Source organism: Streptomyces sp. NPDC042346, from assembly GCF_055581845.1.
This window is the reverse complement of sequence record NZ_JBVJEH010000016.1, coordinates 44,404-63,916: the sequence shown is the minus strand read 5'-3', so window position 1 is coordinate 63,916 and position 19,513 is coordinate 44,404. Positions and strand designations below refer to the sequence as shown.

Below are 19,513 nucleotides of genomic sequence, written 5' to 3'. Positions count from 1 at the left end.
GGGGCGGGGCGTCAGAAGACGTCGCCGTCCCAGTTCTCGTACTGGGGGACGGAGGTCTCCCGCGATCCGAGTGGTGCTTTCCACTGGCCCGTGCCCGGGTAGATGTGGAACAGCGGGTACTGGCCGACGACGTCCTCGTGCGCGAGCAGGTCGTTGTGTCCGTCGCCGTCCGCGTCGCCCACGCCGACGACGCTCTTGAACGCCCCCCAGCCGCCGCCGATCCGCGTGCGGGGCGCGAAGGTGCCGTCGCCCTTGCCGAGGTAGAGCCAGAGCACTCCGGCCTTGTCGCGGGCGACGAGGTCTCCGACCGGGCCACCTGCCAGGTTCCCGGTGGCGGTGAGCTGGTTGTAGACGCCCCAGCCGCTGCCGATCTTCTTGCGCGTGGCGAAGGGCTTGGTGGCGCTGCCGGTGCCGGGGTAGAGCCAGAGGACGCCGGTCTTGTCGGTAGCGAGGAGGTCGTTCCGCCCGTCGCCGGTGAGATCGGAGCCGCCGGCGAGCTTGTCGTACGCCTGCCATCCACCGCCGATCCGGACGCGGGTGCCGAACGGAGCCCTGGCATCGGCCCGGCCTGCGTAAAACCAGAGGACACCGGCCCCGTCGCGGGCGACGAGGTCGCCGTGACGGGTGCCGCCGAGGTCGCCGGTGGGGGTGATCCGGTCGTACGCGTTCCAGCCGCGACCGATCCGCGTCTCGTCCGCGTCCTCCCAGCTTCCCAGGCCGAGGATCTGCCGGGCGTCGTACGAGGAGAGGAAACCGAACTCTCGGATCAGCACATCCGGGGCGGCGTTGCCGTCGAAATCGCGCGGCCTGGGGGCACGGGTGAGCGTGAAGGTTCCCCTACGTTCGATCGCCGGACCGATGCCGTTGGAGGGTGTGGCCGTCAGCGTCCAGGTGTAGGCGCCGTCGTAGGCCGGGTACCCGTCGCCGAACCGCCCGTTCCAGGTGGCGGTGGGCCGGCTCAGGTCTCCGCCCGGCCAGTAAATGTACGGTTCGGCGATCCGGCCCGAGGCGGTGTGCGTCAGCTTCAGGGTCATGTCCGCGTTGGGGCGGCTTAGCGTCATCCCGACCGTCAGCTGCCCGCCCGCACGGTCGAAGTCGAAGGTGCCGTCCGGCGGCAGGGTCTCCGCCACCACGACCAGGGCGGTCGGCCGGCCGGAGCCGCGTACGAGGATGGCGGCGGGCTTGCCGGTGGCCGCGGCGGGGGCGATCCGGTACAGGCCCTCGCCCTGAGCGAGGGTGCCTCCGAGGACGAGCAGGTTCCCGTCCTGGTCGTAGGCGGTCGACGACACGTGGTCCAGGACCTTGAACGTCTCACCGGTCGTCAGGGAGCGGGCGGTGAGCGCGTGGAGGGGGTCGGCCCCCGTGTAGGCCGTGCCCCCGCCGGGCCGGGCGTACAGCGCCCAGTCGGCGAGCGGGCGGACCTCGACCCCGCTCGCCTCGCCCGTGGTCGTCAGCGGTACCCGCTCGACGTCCTGCGTGCCTCGGAGCATGCCCCTCAGCATCGGAGTCTCGCCCCACGCGATCCACGCCAGGTGGTTCGCGGTCCGCGCGACCGAACCGACGCCCTCCGAGCCGGAGCCCGCCTCGTAGTTCTCGGTCACCTCGCCGGTCGTCGCGTCCACCAGGCAGAACCGCCGCGTGGACGAGCCCGCCCCGGACACCACGTAGCTGAGGACGATGCGCCCCGGCCCGGCGTCGTGCAGGCCGTAGTCGAACCGGCCGATCGGCTCCGCGACCGGGCGATCGACGGTCCGGCCGTCCACCACGGACACCAGGTGATGCGTCCACCGGGAGTTCGTGTAGTGGCTCATCAGCAACGTCGTGCCGATGACCCGGCGCAGGTGGTAGGGCTCGCCGGGAGTGCCGAGCCCCGATACGTCGATGACGACCGGCTCCGACTCCCCACTCATGTCAGTGAGCGTGTACACGTCCCCGCTCTTGGATACGACGAGGTCTGTGCCCGTGCTGCCCCACTTGGGCCCGGCGGGGAGCGTGACGGTGGCGCCACCCCTGTGAGGCGTCCAGCGGTAGACGGAGGTGTCCGCCTGCCGGCCCGTGCTGGTCAGCATTCCGGTCGGACCCGTGCTGAGCAGTTTCGAGTCGGCCGGGATGTCGAGCGGTGCCTGCTCGTCCGCCGGTTCCTGGGCGGTGGCGGGCGGCGCCGGCTGCCCGGCGGCGACCGCCGGAGCCGTCAGCGCCCCGGTCGTCACCGCGAGGGCGACGGCGACGGAGGCGCTGAGGTGACGCCGGGTGATGCGTCTGTGGTGCTTCACGGGGGTGGGTTCTCTCCGAGTTCTGAGGAGGGTGAGGGCATCGGCAAGTCCGTGGAGCCGGCGGACTTGACGCGGATCAGTGGATGTCGTGCGGGCCAAGCCGTGCAGTCCGCGGACGCGTACTCGACGGGGCCGAGGGGGGTCTGCCACCGGCCCGTCCCGCGGTGGACGAGCAGGCCCGGATCGGGGCTGGTGGGCGTGCCGTTCGCGGCCAGGTCGTTCAGGCTGTCACCGTCGATGTCACCGAGGCCCGGGGCTCCGTCGGGAAACCGGTCGGTGCACCGGGCAACGCCGTGGTGCCCGGCGGCACGCCGAAGGGCTCTTGCTGGTCGGCTGCCGGGGCCGCGGCAGCCGTGCTCGCTCCGAACGCCGGGCTCGTCACTGCCGCACTGGCCGTCGCTGCGAGGGGGACCGTGGCGGCCACGGCGAAGCGTCGGCCGGCGCGGCGAAGGTGCTTCAAAGGGGGATTCCTCCGGAGGTCCGTGGTCGAGTCGGTGTGCCACGACCAAAGGACTCATGAAGGCCGTTCAAGGTTGTACAGCAGTTCGGAAGACAACCGCCAGTTCTTCGAGTCTGGTTCAGGTCCGCGTGCGGTCGCCACCTCGCGTAGTCGCCCAATCGTTGGAGATCGCACGTCCGAGTGCGAACGCGTATACAACCCCAGAGGGCTGTCGTGAGTCCTGTGATCGTGGTGCATGGACGCCACGACCGCAGCGCTCCTGGAGAATCACCCTTGAATCACCAAAGCAGTGTCGGCCGGCTCGCCCTCTCCGTCTCCGTCGTTCTCACGGCGACGGCCGGCCCTGCCATGGCAGCCGGTCCGGGAGCCGCCCTTCCCACGGCGGACGGGGGCCCGGTCTCGACCACGGCCCCGCAGGAGCAGAAGCGCGCGTTCGTCATACCCGGCGACGCAGATCTGTTGGCCGGAGGCCCGTCCGGCTTCGTGACCTACGCACCCGTCGGATCGAAGTTCACCTACCAATGGCACCGGTCCGAGGACGGGGCGACCACCCCCCTTCCTGCCAGTTCCGACGGCTCCCTCCCCGGCGTCGCCCTCGACAGCGACCATGTCGTGGTGCGGGCCCAGGAGAACGTCTACCGGATCCTGGACATGGCGGGCGGCGAGCCCGTCGATATCGACGCGTCCTCCGTCGGGACGGGCAGGAGCTTCAAGATCCTCGTACAGGGGACGCTCGTGCTCTGGAAGATCGGCACCGACGAGGAGAGCCTGCACCTCCTGTCCAAGTCGGCGGACACGACGATCCACCGTCAGGTCACCGGTCTCCCTTCCGACATGACGATCAGGGGCGTGGGGTATTCCCTGCCAGGCACCCTCGCCGTCCACTACCAGGTCAACGTCGGCCACACGTCCCAGGAGCGCCTGGCCGTCATCGACCTCGCGGAAGCGAAGGTGATCGAAGACCGGGCGCTGGCCGACGCCTCCCCCTTCTCCGACATCGCAGTCTCCACGACTCATGTGGCCTGGATAGAGCAGAGGCCCGACGGATCCGGCACCCTGGTGACCGCTCGCCGCGGCACGGAGGAAGCGACACGTCACCCGGCCATCATTTCCACCACCGCGCAGATCGGACTGCTGGGAGACTGGGCGGTGTACGGGGGTCGCGACCAAGACCTCTCAGCCGTCTCCCTGGAGGGCGGCGCCACGATCAACTTGCTCAAGGGCATGAAGGTCCTGGCCGGCGCCGATCAGGGCCTGCTGGCGCAGGGCACCACCCCAGAGCGCGGCACGGGCGTCTACCGGATCGGGCTCGGGCCGGACGGCCGGCCCGCCGCGGTGTTGTTGGCGACCAACGGCGTGACCACGGCGACCACGGTAGTGTCCCAGCAGGTCCCCGCCATAGCCGACTTCCGCGCGGCCGGCGCCAAGACGGTGCTGCGGTGGACATACGGCCGCAGCGACCTGCTGGTGAACCTGCGCGTCACGCACAAGCAGACAGGCAGGACCTGGACCGCCGGCACGACGCTTCTGGGCACGGACACCGAGGCCGCCTTCGAGTGGAACGGGACCTTCAGCACAGGCATTGCCGCCTACAACGGCCCCTACGAGTGGAAGATGACCGCCACCCCGACCAGCGGCATCGGCGGCACGGCCGAGCGCACTGGCACCCTGACGGTCACGAGCGGCACCGCGGCGCACGACTACTCCGACAACGGCTCACCCGACATGCTCGTCCGAACCGGCGAAGGCCGCCTGGTCTCCTACGACGTCGGGCAGTTCCTCCCCGAGCTCGACGGGTACTGGGAACGGACCGATCGGGGCGGCGGCTGGAACGTGTACGACCGACTCCTGTCCGCCGGGAACCTCGACGCGACCCCGCACTCGGACATCATCGCCCGCAACAAGACCACCGGCGATCTGTGGCTGTACCCCAACACCGGCCACTCCCTCGCCAAGCCGATCCGGATCGGCGGCGGATGGAACACCTACGACAAGCTCGCGGCAGGATCCGACCTCACCGGCGACGGCCGCCCCGACCTGATCGCCACCGACAAGGCGGGCGTCCTGTGGCTGTACAAAGCCACGGGCTCCGTCGCCAAACCGTTCGCGCCCCGTGCCCGGATCGGCGGCGGATGGAACACCTACAACCTCCTCACCGCCACCGGCAACATCGGCGGCGCCAAAGCCGGCGACCTCTTGGCCCGCGACAAGGCCGGCGTCCTGTGGCTCCACCTCGGCAAAGGCGACGGCACCTTCGCACCCCGCACAAAGGTCGGCGGCGGCTGGAACGCCTACCAACAGATCATCGGCATCGGCGACGCCGACCACGACGGACACCCCGACCTGATCGCCGAAGACGGCTGGGACGGCGTCTCCTGGGTCACCTTCTACAAGGGCACCGGCGACTGGAAAGCCCCGCTCGGCCCCCGCCAGTCACCCGGCCGCGCCCCGTACTCCGCCCTGGGTGCACCACACCCCCTCCTCTTCTGAGACCCCCTGGCTCCGTCCTGAATCCCCTGAAGATCCAGCACGGCACCTCAATCCGCCGACTCCACGCCGGCTCGTCGGTTGCGCCGGCCCGACTGTCGCTGGACTCGCCGCTCGCCGCAGCCGAGCGGCGAATCCGCAGCCGGCCGACCTGGCCGTCGGCCTTGATGCCGGAACACTGCTGGACGGCCTTGACGGCGGCTTCGGCCCCCCGCCGCGCGCAACCGTCCAGCAGGCAGTTCAGCCCCCGCTCGGTGCAACCTCTCCGGGATGGGCGCGCCCTCCAGCCGGTCGAGCCGTTCGTCGAGGACGCGGACCAGGCGGGCCCGGTTCTGGACGCAGTCATCGACGCCGACACCAAACTCGTGGTCGCCGCGACACGTCCGGTGCCCGACAACACCGCCCGCGCGAAGGCCTGGCGCGACTCCGGCCTGGCCGCGACACGGGAACGGCTCGGCAATCCGGGCGACCGCTCCGGGCAGTAACGGCGACTCATCACTGTAGGAGCCCCGATGACGTGGCCAATGCGCAGACCATCCCTGCGGGATGGGCGGACTGTCGCTCCGCCCTCACCCAAACGTACGCTCGCGCGGGTTCGACGACCAAGACCCACCCCGGCCGCAGTCGGCGGGGCAGCACCGCTATGAACGGGAGAGCGCGGTGCAGGACGACTTACTCGTGGTCGGCTTCGACCTGGAGACCCTGCGGGAGGTACACATCGCCGAGGGACCGCCGGAGCGCCGGAAGCGCCTCGGGCACGGCGGCACGGGCCAGCTGGTGTGCTTCTCCTGCTTCCACGGGTTCGAGACCCCCGTGGGCACCCGGGTGCCGCTCGTGACGCGCGGGCGGCCGGGCGGGAAAGCCCACCGGCACTTCGCCCACCCGCCCAGGCAGGCCCCAGCCGGCGGCCACGGCCCGGAGACCATCTGGCACATCACGACCAAGCACACACTGGCGGCCTGGGCACGAACGAGACCCGGGATCGCCCGAGTGCGGCAGGAACAAAGGACCGAGGACCACAACCGCAGGGCCGACGCCGAAGTATTACTGGAGAACGGAACGAACATCCCACTGGAGGCACAGCGCAAGCAGCTCCAGGCCATGAGCCCGACCGGCTTCGAACACGCCTACGCCGAACTCCTCGCCCGGGACGGCTTCCCCCACCCCCGGCGAGTCGGCGGAGCCGGCGACCTCGGCGCAAGAGCAGGACCGGTAATCCGACTCGTACAGGTCGCGGTGCTCGGACGTTCGGCATCGAGTTCCGCAGCTCCACGCCCGTCGCGAGCAGCGCCAGAGGCCAGAGCGCGAACAGAGAAGCCCAGCCGAGCGGCCGGTCTATGCGGCAAGCAGGTCCCCACGCTCAAGGGCCTGGCACAGCACCGTGGAGATCTCCTCGGGCAGCAGGTTCAGGCCGGCGATGGCCTTGGTGGTGAGCGGGACCTCTTCGAGGACGTACTCGCCACGGTCGGTCCGAGCGAATTCGGGGCCGGTCCGGTTCTCGAAGTCCCACGTGTCGATACGGGTGAGGTAGAAGAACTCCTCCTCTCCCTTGGCGTTCTCCATCTCGTGAAACAGGCGGACGATCTCGGCGTCGCCGGCGATCTCCTCGCGTACCTCTCGCAGGAGGGCGTCCTCCCGAGTGACATCGCTCTCCTCGACGCCACCCCCGACGATCACCCAGTAGGGGGCAGAGCCGGGGCGGACGCGCTTCATGACAAGCGTGGTGAACTGCGGGGTGATCAGGATGGCGCGGACGCGCTGCTTCATGGGGTTCCCTTTCCGGGCTGGGCATCGGGGCGTGGTCAGTGGAGTTGCCAGCCGCCGTCGATGTGCAACGACTGGCCGGTGATGAACGATGCGCTGGGTCCGGCGAGGAAGGCGATGGCAGCTGCCACGTCTTCGGGCTGTCCGCGGCGGGGGACGCACTGGCAGGCGATCTGTTCCTCGGGCCGTGCTCGGTGGTGGGCGGGGAGACTGTCCTCGGCGGCGACCTGGATCGCTCCGGGGACGACAGTGTTCACGCAGATGCCGTGGGTGCCAGGTTCCCTGGCCAGCGAGCGGGTGCGGCCGATCAAGCCAGCTTTGGCGGTGCTGTAGGCGGTGAGGATGTACGCCACACCCACACCGCCGGCCTGACCGCCATCGCCGTCGCCTACGGCTACGCGAGCCGCGAGGACCTCATCGCCTCCGGGCCCCATGGGCTGCTGGGCACCGCTGCGGACCTGGCCGCCTGGTGCCGGACCCAGACCGCCAACGGGGGCCCAGTACCGGCGCCGGCTCCGTCCCGCACCACCTGACCGCATCCCGAGCATCGCCCGCCCACCCCCGGGGACCACCCGATACCCCGGGGGCCGGTAGGCCCTGCCCGGAAGGACCTTCCGCATGGCCGACACAACCACTGCGGCGCTGGACCGGCTGGCCCGCACCGTCACCACCGCACACCCCAACAGCCAGCCGCTGACCGACACCGACCGGGCAGCCCTCGCTCCCCTGCTCATCTCCCCCAACGACCTTCGGGCCCGTCTGGAGACCCATCTGGACGGCGAGGAGGGGCGGGTGAGCGCTGCCGCCGCGCGAGTCGCGCGGATCACCGTGGGCGCGAGCGCCCCGGCATCGGCGCGGCTAGCGTCAGCCGTCGTGGTGACCGTAGGTGCCAAGGATCTGCTCGGGGCTCTCACCTCTGAAGACCACGTGTACGTGCAGGTGCTTGGACTCCTGGTAGAGCCCCAGGTTCGTGGTCACCGAGCACGATCCATGCTCCTTCTCGACGTCGGCGGCCACCTCGCGCACCAGGGCGAAGACCTCCGTCAGGAGACCCGGGTCAGCACCGCCCAGATTCGTCAGCGACGATACGTGCTCCTTCGGAATCACCACGATGTGCACCGGGTGCGACGCGTTGGTGTGGTGGAAGGCGAGGGCCCGGTCCGTCTCGGCGACGATCTCGATCGGCACCAGGCCGGACAGCGCCTGGTGGCAGTAGAAATCGGAGACGGCAGCATCATCGGTCGTCACAGTCATTCGCCTTCTGTTTGCGTCGGACGGATCGGACGCCGACCTGCGTGGCGCGGCTCACCGTCCCTCGGGAATCCACTGCACCCGATCACGACCGAACTCACGATAAGCAACGGGTTGTTGCTGGCGGGTCCGATTTCCCAAGCCACCCTCGAACCCGCGCTAACCCCCACCCGATCAGGTGACGCGGCGCAGACGCAGGACCGCTGGCGCCCGGCCCGGCACAAGGCGGGTGGAAGAACGCCGGGCATCGCCTCCGAGTCAGTCGGCCTGTACTGGCGCGCCAATCGCTCGGGCGATACGGCGGCCGACAAGGCGCTCGGCAACGTCCAGCGCATACCAGCCGGCCCCGGTCACCTCGGATTCCTGGATGCGTCCGACCTCACCGCGGATCGTGGTGCAGGCGTATCCGATGTCCAGGTGGTAGCGCTCCGGCTCGTTCTTCTGGGGTCGGGCCGGCACCTTGCCGTACTCGACGTAGACGGGCGTCGGCGAGACCACGGAGACCTGGCGGGGGTCGATGCCGGTCTCCTCCGTCAGCTCGCGGACCGCCGCCTCGACCAGCGCGGCATCGGTCGGCTCAAGGTGGCCGCCGGGCCGATGGGTGATCCCGTAGGCGAGGTGCTCGATGAGCAGGATCTCGGCGTCGTCGCGGACAAGCAGGGTACCGACGGTCACGTGCATGGGGAAGCTACACCGGGAGGCGAAGCCTCGGCCCTGCTCCAGGAGTCGCAGGGCCTCGGACATCTGCTCGGCATCGTCCGGGTAGCGCTGCAGATAGGCATCAAGGGCGTCCGGGATATCGGAATCAGTGATCGCCATGAGTCACCTCCACGATGGCCAGGGAGGAACACTCCTGATGAGCAACTGCCCAGATTCGGGAAACCAGCACGTGCACCGTCAGCTCCGGTGAAGGTGCGCGGTGTACGGGGAAGCCCGCAGCCTACAAGCCGGGCCGGAGTCGCTCCACGCCAACGCGCCCACCGCGACCTCCGTAGCGGCATCGTCGGCGTTTCGGCCAACCACCCTTCAGTGCACTCCTGTTGCGGGAAGCGGGTCGATGCATCGCTCACGCTCCTTCGCCCGCACCATCCCGGGATTTCATGCCCGACCGAAATACACACGTTCGATATCCCGGCCGGCTCGTTGAGCCTCACGAACCGGCCCCGACCACGAGACTGGGGGACAGCTTGACCGTGGAAAGCACATCCAAACAGGCGCACGCAGGCGAAGCTGGGGGAACTCACCCGGAAAACACGAGCAGCGCCCAGGAGGAGGAGTTCCAGTTCCGGGACGAGTCCCGGCTGGGGGCCGGCGCGCAGATGACAGCCGCCACGATGGCACGGCGCCTGCCCTCGTTGGTACGGCGGTCGCTGACGATGGCCTGGCAGGTGGACCGGGGCGCGACGGCCGGGCTGCTCGCGTGCCAGATCGGCTCCGGCGTGCTGGCCGCCCTGGGGCTGTTCGCCGTCACCGGGACGCTCACCGCGCTGATCTCCTCCGGCGACATCACCGAACGACTAAGGGAGGCGGCTCCGCAGCTGGCAGTCGTCGCCGCGGCCACCGGGCTGCGTGCCCTGCTGGGAATCACGGTGACGTGGCTGACCGGTCGGCTGCGGCCCGTGCTGGCCCGGGCCGCGGAGGTGAGCATGGTCGAGGCGGCGCTCGGCGCCGAGGCCGCGGCGAACAACAAGCCCGGCTACAACGACTCCTACGACATCGCCGACCGCGGCGCCCAGGTCACCCCCGACCTCGTCGAGGAAGCCCAGGACGTCCTGGCCTCCACCGCGACCCTCGCCGCCGGAGCGACCGTCCTCGCCGTGATCCACCCCCTTCTCCTTCCCCTCCTGCTCTTGGCGTGCCTGCCGCAGGCCGCCGCGTACGTGCGAGCCGCGCGGGTGGTGTATCTGGCGGGACTGGAGACGTCGGGGCGCCGGCGGATGCTGCACAAACTGCGCTGGCACATGTCCTACATGGAGTCCAGCGAGGAGATGAGAGCCTGCCTCGCGGGCCCCTTCCTCCTCGGCCGCTACCGGCGCCTCGCCGCGGTGGTCAACGCCGCCGAGCGCAAGGCCGCCAGCACCGGGGCCTGGATGGGTCTGGTCGGGGCGGCGGCTGGCGGCGTCGCCTCGGCGGCGGTCTGGGCGACGCTGCTGTGGCTCCTGGTCTCCGGCCGGATGGACCTGGCCGCCGGAGGCGGCGCGGTGTTAGCTCTACAGACGGCGACCAGCTCCGTGCGCGGCATCATCAACGGCGGAGCCCGGCTGGTCCGCACCGGCTGGTACGTGCAGGACTGGCAGCATTTCCTCGACAACGCCCATGGGCAGGCAATGTCAGCCTCGCGCGGTTCCGAGTTGCTGCCGGGGGCGCCGGAGCGGTTCGAGGTCCGCGACGTGACCTACCGGTACGACGGTGCGCAGAAGGACAGTCTCACCGGGGTGTCGCTGCAGGTGCGGCGCGGGGAGATCGTGGCGCTGGTCGGGGAGAACGGATCGGGGAAGACGACGCTGTCCCGGCTGATCTGCGGCCTGCTGCTGCCGACCTCGGGGGAAGTCGCCTGGGACCATGCGACGACTGCGCGGATGGATCCGTGGGAGGCGTGGAAGCACGTCGCGCTGGCGCCGCAGCGGTTCACCTACCTGCCGCTGACCCTCCGCGACAACGTCAGCCTCGGGCAGGGCGACACCAGCGACGCCGCCCTCATGGCTGCCTGCGAGGCGTCCGGCGCCGCGGACATGCTGCCCGACCTGCGGTCCGGGCTCGACACCCTCTTGACGTCCGAGTGGTTCGGGGGCCATCAGCTGTCCGGCGGGCAGTGGCAGCGCGTCGTCCTGACCCGGGCGTTCCACCGGCAGGCGGCCCTGCTCGTGATGGACGAGCCCACGGCCGCCCTCGACGCCCGTGCTGAGCATCATGTCTTCACCGGCCTGCGGCAGTTGGCCAAGGACCGGGCCATCCTCCTGATCACCCACCGGCTCGCCAATGTCGCCGTCGCCGACCGGATCGTCGTCCTCGACCGGGGACGCCTCGTGCAGGAGGGAACGTACGAACAGCTCACTGCTGAACCCGGGCTGTTCCGGACCCTGTGGGAGCTGGAGCAGCGCACCGGCCATGAGGTGAACCGTCCCGCCTGACTCGGTGCCGTCGCCCTGGGCCGCCCCGGCCGGCAACAGCCGGGGCGGCTACCCCGTATCCGCCGATCCGCCGCCTCACCGAGAGGGCTCCCGATGGACGAAGAACCGACCGCCAGCCGGGGCACTACCCCGCCGCAAACGACGTACCGGAGCATCTGCCACGTGATGGTCTTGCTCCAGCGTCCCGGTGATGGCCGGGTGCTCACCCTCCGGCACCAGCTCAGCTCCTGGCACTCGCCCGACTTGCTCACCGTCGTCGGAGGCCGGCTCGAAGCCGGCGAGTTCTTCGACGAGGGCTCGGCGCGCGAACTCGTCGAGGAGACCGGCATCCGTGTTCCACCGGCCCGGCTCGAGTTCTGCCAGCTGGTCCACCTGCACGCCGCGGACGGAGAGCGGGTGGCCGGCGTCGTGTTCCTGGCGCGGGAGTGGGAGGGTGATCCGTACAACCGGGAGCCGGACACGCACACCGAGCTGGTCTGGGTCGATCCCGCCAGCCCGCCGAAGGGCTGTCACCCCTTCACCCATGAGGTCCTGCGCCGCTTCGCCGCCGGGGACCGGTACGCCAACGTGACCGCCCCCGAACTGGCCGGCGGGGGTGGGTCCCGGTGACGGTCGCCGCCGGGGTGCGGAAGTCCACGGCCTGGACGGTCCCGGGCTACCGGTGCCTGCTCGGGAGCGAGGTCGTTCCTCCAGGTCCTGCCGGTCCTCCTGCTTCTGGCGTCCCCCGTACGCGCTCTGCGGACCATGCCCCCCGCCCGGCTGTGCCGCCCGTCCGAGAGGGAGCATCATGACCACCACCACGTCCACCGCGAGCCCCGCCTACTGGGAACCGCTCTGGGCCGACGGCCGCCGCTACCGGAAGCTGTGTGAGACCGAGAAGCAGCTGATGGCCGAGCACCTCGACCTCGGCTGCGGCCGGCCCGCCCTCGACGTCGGTAGCGGCGACGGCGCCCTGGCCCGCTACTTGCAGCACAAACTCGGCTACCGCACGGCGGGGATCGACTGCTCCCCCAGCGCCATCGCGCTCGCCGCCGCCCAGGACACCGGGCCCGGACCGGTGCCGGCCTGGCAGTGCCTGGACTTCGCCACCAGCGACCTCACCACCCTGCCGGATCCTGCCTACGCTCTCATCGCCTGCCGCCTGGTCTACCGGTGGATGGACGACAAGCGGTCCTTCCTCGACCGAGTCCACCGACTCCTCGCACCTGGCGGCACCTTCTGGGTCGTCACCGAGATCGCCGGCCGCCGTACGACCACCGACCCGGCCCTCCTCGGGCTCGGGATCTCGCCCGCGGACGCCGAACTGCTCACGACCGGCTGGTCCGTCGTGCGAACCGCCGACCTCGGCGTCCTGCGCTGCTACGCCCTGCACCCCTGACCACCGCTCTGCGAACGGAAGGAAACCTCTCGTGCTGGACATCGAAAAGCACGCCGGCGAGATCTGGAACCTCTACGGCCTCCACCAGCTCGGCCGGACCTTCGACCTGCCGGAACTGGACGGCTGGGCCTGGGACATCCTGCAGGCCGGCCCCGGCATCGACGTGCTCGGCGAGGTGGCCGGTATGCGCGTCCTGGACCTCGGGGCCGGAGTCGGCCGGCACGCCGCACGTCTCGCCGCCCTCGGCGCCGACGTCACTGCCATTGACGCCTCTTCCATGCAGCACCAGCGTGCCCTCGCCCGCTACCCCGACACCCCCGGCCTGCGCCTGGTATGCGCAGACGCGGTCGACCACCTGCTGGAAGCCGCCCCGTACGACCTGGTCTACTCCGTCAGCGGCGTACCGTTCATGGACCCGCACCGCCTCCTGCCTGCCCTGGCCACCGGCCTCAAGCCAGGCGGGCGGCTGCTGTTCAGCGCGCTGCACACCAACTCGGCCGGCGACGGGCCGTCCGACTCCGTCACCGCGCGCCCCGAGATCCTGCGGCTGCCCGGCACGGATGCCGAGCACCAGATGCACATGTGGGTCCTCGAACCCCAGCTGTGGGAGGACCTCCTCGTCGACCACGGCCTGGTCGTGGACACCGTGACGGCCATGGACTCGCCGCAGGCCGGCCAGCCGCTGTCGTACCGGCTCTACACGGCCCGCCGTCCGGAACGGGTGCCGAGCCGGCCCCGCTCGAACAACCCGCCCCTGCCTCACGCCGCCGTCGGGGTGGGTGTGATCGTGCATGGTCCGGACGGTCTCCTGCTGGGGAAGCATCGACGTGGTACCTGGGAGCTCCCCGGCGGCTCCGTGGAGCCGGGCGAGACCTTCGCCGAGGCCGCGGTACGGGAACTTGCCGAAGAAGCCGGTCTCGTCGCCGTTCCCACCGACGTGCGGGTGCTGGGCACGCTCCTTGACCGCGTCGGCGACGTCGTCCGAGTGACGGTGCCCGTCCTCGTCACCCGGTGGTCCGGCGTCCCGCAGCAGCACGAGGACGCCATCGGCCCCGGCCGAGTGCCGTCGCTGGAGGCGTGAGTCGTAGATCGAGGACGTCGAACTCGACCACGGCGCCTACCGCTTCGAGCTGTCCTGCTGGTGCCACGAGGCGGAGTGGACGAAGGACGTCACCGTCGCCGAGACCTGGACGCTCGCACAGGAACGTGCTCTTGGCCGAGTGCGCTGGCGCGGTATGGGCTGCAGCGCGGCAGTGGGGGCGGGCGCGGTGCGGGTGGGGGCACAGACAGGACGCACATGGCCCGGCGCGGTGCAGGCGACGACGCCGGGCCGTGTGTCGGTGAACTAGTGACTGCTTCGGTCAGTCGGCGGTGGGCTCGAGAAAGTACTCGTAGGTGTCGAGGTCGAAGGTGAGACCGGTGAGCACCGCGAGCTTGGTGGCCTGCTCTTCGGTGACCAGGTATGTGTCCCCGAGATGGTCAGGATGTGCGATGCGGAAGATCTTCGCCAGGGTTTCCTCGCAGAGCGAGCTCACGTCCCACCGGTCGTCGGTGAAGTCCTCGGTCTTGCGATACTGGGCGATTCGGTAGATCACTTCTCCACCTCTCGTGTGGGGTCGCGCGGCGTGGTCTGCTTCCCGGTGCGGTAGTCGTACACCCCGATATGCTTGCCGTTCTTGCTGTACTTCTCGACCGTGTCGTGCTGACGCTCGTGCTCGTAGATGTTGCCCTTGGAATCCTTCCAGCGGGCACGCCCCCCTGGACGGGCGTCTTCGACTTGGTGCGCTGGGTTCCAGGAAGGCAGGCAGGTCCTTCGGGGTAGGCGCGGGACCGGTCTGCACCTTCTGGGAGGCGTTCGTCCTGCCCGTGCGTTGCGGAGCGCGACGTTGAGGCCTTCGTCGATCCGGGGATTGCCGTCCGCGGGCCACGACGGCGCCGCCGACGATCAGTCCGGCGCCAACGGCGATTGCGGGAGCCCCGGCCAGACAGCCGAAGCTGGTGAGGCAGACCGCTCCGCCGCCGACGATGCCGCCGACGCCGGCTTCCATGGCGTAAGTGTTCAGGGCGGTCTCGAAGGCTGCGGTCAGAACGTCGGTGTTGGTGAAGATCTCGGTGGCGTAGATGCCGACCGTGTTGGCCTTCTCCTCCAGCCAGTCGGGGACCCAGCCTTCGTCGACCTCCTGCTCCTCGGCTCCGGCCTCGGCCTCCGCCTCACGCCGGAGCAGGCGGGGAGCAGAAGCGGGTACGCCCCCGGGGAGCGGACTCCCAGGGGCGTGCGCCGTGCCGAAGACTCAGCTTTCGCCGTTCCACGACCGCCACAGGTCCGAGTACGGTCCGCCCGCGCCGACCAACTCGTCGTGGGTGCCCAGCTCGACGATGCGGCCGGACTCCATGACGGCGATGCGATCGGCGTCGTGCGCGGTCTGCAGCCGGTGGGCGATGGCGATGACGGTGCGGTCCGACCGGACGGCGGCCACTGCCCGCTCCGCCTGCCGGGCCGTCGTCGGGTCGAGCAGTGACGTGGCCTCGTCCAGGATCAGGGTGTGCGGGTCCGCCAGATGCACCCTGGCCAGGGTGAGCTGCTGTGCCTGGGCGGCCTCCAGTTCGACTCCGCCTGAGCCCAGCGGGGTGTCCAGGCCCTCCGGCAGTTCGGCCACCCAGTCCGCTTCCACCGACCTCAGGGCCGCGAGGACGGCCTCGTCGTCGGCTTCGGGCGCGGCCATGGTCATGTTGTCGCGAAGGGTGCCCATGAACACGTGGTGTTGTTGCGTGATGAGGACGATGCGGTTGCCCAGTTCGCCCGCCGCGGCCTGGTCGGCGACGGGCACGCCGCCGACCAGGACGTGGCCGGTGTCAGGGACGTCCACACCGGACAGCAACTTGGCGAGGGTGGACTTGCCGGCTCCTGACCGGCCGACCACCGCCAGCCGTTCACCGGGACGGACCAGCAGCTCCACGTCCTTGAGGATCTCGTGCCCGGGGACGTAGGAATACCCCACGCCCTTGACCTCAATGAGGTCGTCCACGGGGGCCGACACAGGAGCGTCAGCTGTGTGCGACACCAGCCCGACACCCTTGATGCGGGCGAACGAGGCGCCGCTGCGCTGCAGTTGTTCGACCCAGATGAGCATCTGGTTGAGCGGTTCGACCAGCTGCCACATGTACAGGCTGCCCGCCACCACGACTCCCAGGGAGATCGCGCCGTTGAGGTAGCCGAACCCGCCCACGAGCAGGATGAGCGCCATGGGCAGCGTGTGCGCGAACTCGGTGACCGGGAACAGCACCGTCCGTAGGGAGAGCGTGCGCATGCCGGCGCGGTAGGTGGTGTCGATGGCCTTGTCGAGGGTGCTGTTCCGCAGTTCGCGCAGCCCGTAGGCCTCGACGGTACGGGCGCCGTGCGCGGTGGAGTTGAGGATCTCGGAGACATCGCCGGCGGCCGCTCCCTCGGCGAGATAGGCGTCGCGGGAGCGCGCGAGGTACCAGCGGCTCACGCCCCACACGAGTGGCAGTCCCACGACCGAGCAGAGACCGAGCAGCGGGTCGAGGAGGAAGACCGCGGCGAAGATGAACACGACCTGGATGCCGGAGATGAACATGTCCGGAGCCGCATTGCGCAGCGTGGCCGCGACGGTCGAGACGTCCAGGGTGGTACGGGTGACCAGATCACCGGTGCTCACCTCGTCCGCGACACGCCCCGGCAGCGAGAGGGTGCGGTCGACGACCTCCTCGCGGAGCCTGGCGAGCGCGCGCTCGCCGAAGCGATGGGAGAGACCTCGCGCATAGCGCGACAACACCAATCGGGCCGCCGAGAAGCCCAGAACCGCCGCGGCCAGTCCGTCGACCGCGGAGACGGACAGGTCACCGGACTCGACCCTGGTCACGATGCGGCCGAGGAGCCAGGGACCGGCCGCGCCGGCAAGCGCGGCAAGGCACGTCAGCAGCAGCATCGCGCAGACGGCGCCCGAGTCGTCCCTCAACAGCTGCCAGCCGGCCTGGCGAACCGTCCTGGCATCGGCGATCGGCAGGCGGGGCGTCTTGTCGGACCTGCTCATCGGGACTGTCCTTCCACGGGCTGTGCCACGGCGGCTTCGCCAGGGATCTCGGAGCTGCCGCGGAACACCAGTGCCGCGTATCCCGGCTGGTCGGCGAGGAGCTCTCCGTGCGAACCGGTCGCCTGCACCCTTCCGTTCACGAGGTAGGCGACTTCGTCGGCCTGGCCGAGCACGAGCGGCGATGTGCTGACGACGAGGGTGGTCCGCCCGTGCCGGTGCGTTGCCACCCGAGCGGCAACGGTTGCCTCCGTGTGCGCGTCCAGTGCCGACGTCGGTTCTACGAGCAGGAGCACTGCCGGATCCGCGAGCAGGGCCCGCGTCAGCTGCAGCCGCTGGCGCTGTCCTCCCGAGACGTTGCGGGCCTGATTCTCCAGGCGGGTGTCGAGCCTGTCGGGGAGCGCGTCGATGATGTCCTCCGCTGCGGCGGCGTGCAGCGCCCGCCGGATGTCCTCGTCGCAGCGGCCGGTGCTGCCGGAGACGACGGAACGCAGGGGGCCCGGGAACATATAGGCATCGTTGTCCGTGAGCAGAATGTGCCGCCTGAGAGCCGTGCGGTCCCAGTCGGACAGCTTGAGGTCCCCCCAGGAGGCCTCGGAGTCCGTGTAGCCGGCCAGCCGGTCCACCACGGCGCGCGGCTCGTCGGGACGGGCACCGACCAGAGCCGTCACTTTCCCCGGGGCCACCACCAGGCCCGATACAGGGTCGTGCAGCAGGCCGGGAGCGGCTGGGGGGTCGAGCCGGGTCCGGTGCTCCTCGGGAGCCGGCGCGAGCGCCAGGATGTCGACCACCCTCCGTGCGGAGACGAGCCCGCGCGGCAGGTCATCCGCCCCTTCGAACAAGGATGAGACGGGTACCAGCAGAGCCGCAACATATCCGTAGACCGCCACCAGCTCACCTACGGTGATGGCCCCACTGGCCGCCATCCGCGCGCTGATCCACGTCACCACGGCAAGGAAGACCATGGGCAGGCACGCGGTGAGTGCCTGGACCCAGCTGGTGATGGCAGCGACGCGGTATCCGAGGGGGACCAGAGCCTGGGAGCGTTCCCGGTACCGCCCGGCGAACAGGGGCTTGCCGCCGATCCCGTTGAGGACGCTCAGGCCGGCCACCATGTCGCCTGCGAGAGAGGTCAGAGCACCCTGGTCCTCCCGGTAGCGGCTTTCGGCGCCGTGCAGCTTTCCCAGCAGAGGGCCGACGGTCAGGGCCAGGGCCGGGACGCCGAGAAGGACCACCACAGCGATGACGGCCGAGATCCGGACCAGCAGGACAGCAGTTGCGGCATACGCGATGCCCGCACCTACGCCGGGTCCGGTGATGGTCAGTGTCTGGGCGATCCTGCTGATGTCGCCGACTTGGAGGTGTGTGAGCTCACCCGCAGACACCTGTCGGGGTAGCGCCGACCCCAGCCGGGTGACGTGGCGCGTGACGACCTGGACCGTCCGGTAGGCCGCGTCCACACGGATGCGCGTCATGGTGCGGTGCCGCAGGATGCCGAGGATCGCTGTCCCGGCCCCGGTGACGACCACGGCTCCGATCCAGAGGAGCAGCATCCCGGTGTCCCGCGCCTTGAGCCCCTCGTCGATCGTCTTCGACAACAGGTACGGCGGAAGCATGAGCGCACACATCCACGTACTGCCCCATAGGGTGCCGACCAGTACCCGCCTGTACTGACTTGTCGTCAGCCACCACAGGAACCGTAGCGGGCTCCGATGATCCGGCAGGCCCGGGGACTCGTAAGGAACCCGGCGCGCGCCTTCGGGCAGGTCTGGTCCATGTATCATCTCGGCCGTCCTTGCGTGGGATCGAGGGGCGTCAGCGAATGATCCGGCTGCGGTACTGCATGCGCCGTACGCAAGAAAATGCCATACGGCCGAAGGGCCATACGCCGTGAGGTCGCAATGCGCCAACGAAGGTGACAACGTCGAGCCCTTCGCCTCGGCGTATCGCCATCCGCTCGGCCTCATCGGGTAAGCCGGAGCGAGGTTCCTGGCCTAGTGCGCCGACTGACTGCAGTCTGTTGGGGAACGATCACTCGCCCCACGGGAAAAGATCTTCAAAGGGGCGAGTAGCTCCTGGTCAGACACACTTCTCCTGGTCAGACACACTCGTGAACGCCCCCGAGCAAGGCCGAAACCGATCACGGCCGGGCGGCGGGGGGCTCACCGCAATTCGGACCCGTGCCGGCAACGGTCCGCGTGCCCCGCATCGGGCCGGCCGCGCGTCCGTCCCGATCGCGTGCGCGCCGGCAAGGCGTACGCCTCCCGCAAAAACCGCGCCTACCTGCGCCGCCGGCGGGATCCGCCACGCACCTCGGCCCTAGCCTCTGCCCCGCCTTGTCCCTCAGGCTGCGTGATTCACATCGTTCGGGGGATCATGAACTTCACGCGATATCGCAGGCCGTCGGCCTTCCTGCTGCTGACGGTGGCAGTCGTCCTCGGCGTCGCGGCCGTAGCCGGACTCGAGTCGGGAGAGGAGGGCGCGCTGATCCTGCTTCTCCGGCTCCGCGAGTATGTCCCTTTGCTGGGATGCCTCTCCCTGGCGGCACTGACGGGCGGTCCTCCTGGGGCTGGCAAAGACCTCGCTACGCGTGCCCCTGGCCATCCTGCTGCTCGTCATCGGGTCCCGACACTGCTAATCGGAGGCTGGGCCTCGGCGGTGTTCGGCGGCTCGGACGAGGCGGTGAAGACCGAGTCGGCCCCCCGCCGCGGCGACCGCCA

The 19,513-nt window shown here is 70.0% G+C and carries 15 protein-coding genes and 1 pseudogene; 6 read left to right on the top strand and 10 right to left on the bottom strand.

The annotated features are described in order from the left end of the window. Window positions 1–11: 11 nt before the first annotated feature. Entirely contained in the window at window positions 12–2,273 is a 2,262-nt protein-coding gene (locus ACZ6K0_RS41685; protein ID WP_469235839.1) for an FG-GAP-like repeat-containing protein, read from the bottom strand. Between the two features lie 733 nt (window positions 2,274–3,006). Between ACZ6K0_RS41685 and ACZ6K0_RS41680 the strand changes: the two genes are divergently transcribed. Together ACZ6K0_RS41680 and ACZ6K0_RS41675 are read left to right on the top strand one after the other, a co-directional pair. Next, window positions 3,007–5,223, top strand: a complete 2,217-nt coding sequence (locus tag ACZ6K0_RS41680; protein WP_469235837.1) for an FG-GAP repeat domain-containing protein — start codon at window positions 3,007–3,009, stop codon at window positions 5,221–5,223. A 341-nt stretch (window positions 5,224–5,564) separates the two neighbouring features. Beyond that, a pseudogene (locus ACZ6K0_RS41675) lies at window positions 5,565–5,657 on the top strand (IS5/IS1182 family transposase); the annotation flags it as partial. 235 nt (window positions 5,658–5,892) lie between these two features. On the opposite strand, the gene ACZ6K0_RS41670 reads toward ACZ6K0_RS41675, so the two are convergent. From ACZ6K0_RS41670 to ACZ6K0_RS41650, 5 genes are all read right to left on the bottom strand, one after another. Then, window positions 5,893–6,018 (bottom strand): hypothetical protein, encoded by a 126-nt coding sequence (locus ACZ6K0_RS41670; RefSeq protein WP_376410840.1) that lies wholly within the window; start codon window positions 6,016–6,018, stop codon window positions 5,893–5,895. A gap of 537 nt (window positions 6,019–6,555) precedes the next feature. After that, window positions 6,556–6,987: an NUDIX hydrolase gene (locus ACZ6K0_RS41665; protein ID WP_469235835.1), complete on the bottom strand. Its 432-nt coding sequence runs from the start codon at window positions 6,985–6,987 to the stop codon at window positions 6,556–6,558. A gap of 35 nt (window positions 6,988–7,022) precedes the next feature. Then, window positions 7,023–7,337, bottom strand: coding sequence for an SDR family oxidoreductase (locus ACZ6K0_RS41660; RefSeq protein WP_376410834.1), 315 nt, complete (start codon window positions 7,335–7,337; stop codon window positions 7,023–7,025). Between the two features lie 511 nt (window positions 7,338–7,848). Further along, complete coding sequence (locus ACZ6K0_RS41655) at window positions 7,849–8,238, bottom strand: HIT domain-containing protein (RefSeq protein ID WP_469235833.1); 390 nt, start codon at window positions 8,236–8,238, stop codon at window positions 7,849–7,851. A gap of 255 nt (window positions 8,239–8,493) precedes the next feature. After that, window positions 8,494–9,054 (bottom strand): NUDIX hydrolase, encoded by a 561-nt coding sequence (locus ACZ6K0_RS41650; RefSeq protein ID WP_469235831.1) that lies wholly within the window; start codon window positions 9,052–9,054, stop codon window positions 8,494–8,496. Between the two features lie 482 nt (window positions 9,055–9,536). Here ACZ6K0_RS41650 and ACZ6K0_RS41645 point away from each other — a divergent pair, with 482 nt between their 5' ends. From ACZ6K0_RS41645 to ACZ6K0_RS41630, 4 genes are all read left to right on the top strand, one after another. Further along, window positions 9,537–11,366, top strand: a complete 1,830-nt coding sequence (locus tag ACZ6K0_RS41645) for an ATP-binding cassette domain-containing protein (protein WP_469235968.1) — start codon at window positions 9,537–9,539, stop codon at window positions 11,364–11,366. Between the two features lie 165 nt (window positions 11,367–11,531). Continuing rightward, a complete protein-coding gene (locus tag ACZ6K0_RS41640) occupies window positions 11,532–11,975 on the top strand; it encodes an NUDIX domain-containing protein (RefSeq protein ID WP_469235966.1) in 444 nt (147 codons plus the stop codon). Between the two features lie 178 nt (window positions 11,976–12,153). Then, a complete protein-coding gene (locus ACZ6K0_RS41635) occupies window positions 12,154–12,744 on the top strand; it encodes a class I SAM-dependent methyltransferase (RefSeq protein WP_469235829.1) in 591 nt (196 codons plus the stop codon). Between the two features lie 31 nt (window positions 12,745–12,775). Then, complete coding sequence (locus ACZ6K0_RS41630; protein ID WP_469235827.1) at window positions 12,776–13,825, top strand: bifunctional class I SAM-dependent methyltransferase/NUDIX hydrolase; 1,050 nt, start codon at window positions 12,776–12,778, stop codon at window positions 13,823–13,825. 280 nt (window positions 13,826–14,105) lie between these two features. Here ACZ6K0_RS41630 and ACZ6K0_RS41625 read toward each other — a convergent pair whose 3' ends face one another. From ACZ6K0_RS41625 to ACZ6K0_RS41610, 4 genes are all read right to left on the bottom strand, one after another. Then, window positions 14,106–14,339, bottom strand: a complete 234-nt coding sequence (locus ACZ6K0_RS41625; protein WP_469235825.1) for a DUF7683 domain-containing protein — start codon at window positions 14,337–14,339, stop codon at window positions 14,106–14,108. Then, the gene (locus ACZ6K0_RS41620) at window positions 14,336–14,548 is read right to left on the bottom strand and encodes a colicin E3/pyocin S6 family cytotoxin (RefSeq protein ID WP_469235964.1); all 213 of its coding nucleotides are present in this window, start codon (window positions 14,546–14,548) and stop codon (window positions 14,336–14,338) included. The genes ACZ6K0_RS41625 and ACZ6K0_RS41620 overlap by 4 nt, the downstream gene beginning before the upstream one ends. 487 nt (window positions 14,549–15,035) lie before the next feature. Next, window positions 15,036–16,796, bottom strand: a complete 1,761-nt coding sequence (locus tag ACZ6K0_RS41615) for an ABC transporter ATP-binding protein (RefSeq protein ID WP_469235823.1) — start codon at window positions 16,794–16,796, stop codon at window positions 15,036–15,038. Then, window positions 16,793–18,409 carry an ABC transporter transmembrane domain-containing protein gene (locus ACZ6K0_RS41610; RefSeq protein WP_469235821.1) on the bottom strand — a complete coding sequence of 539 codons (1,617 nt, stop codon included), beginning with the start codon at window positions 18,407–18,409 and terminating at the stop codon, window positions 16,793–16,795. Before ACZ6K0_RS41610 ends, ACZ6K0_RS41615 begins: the two co-directional genes overlap by 4 nt. Window positions 18,410–19,513: the final 1,104 nt, after the last annotated feature.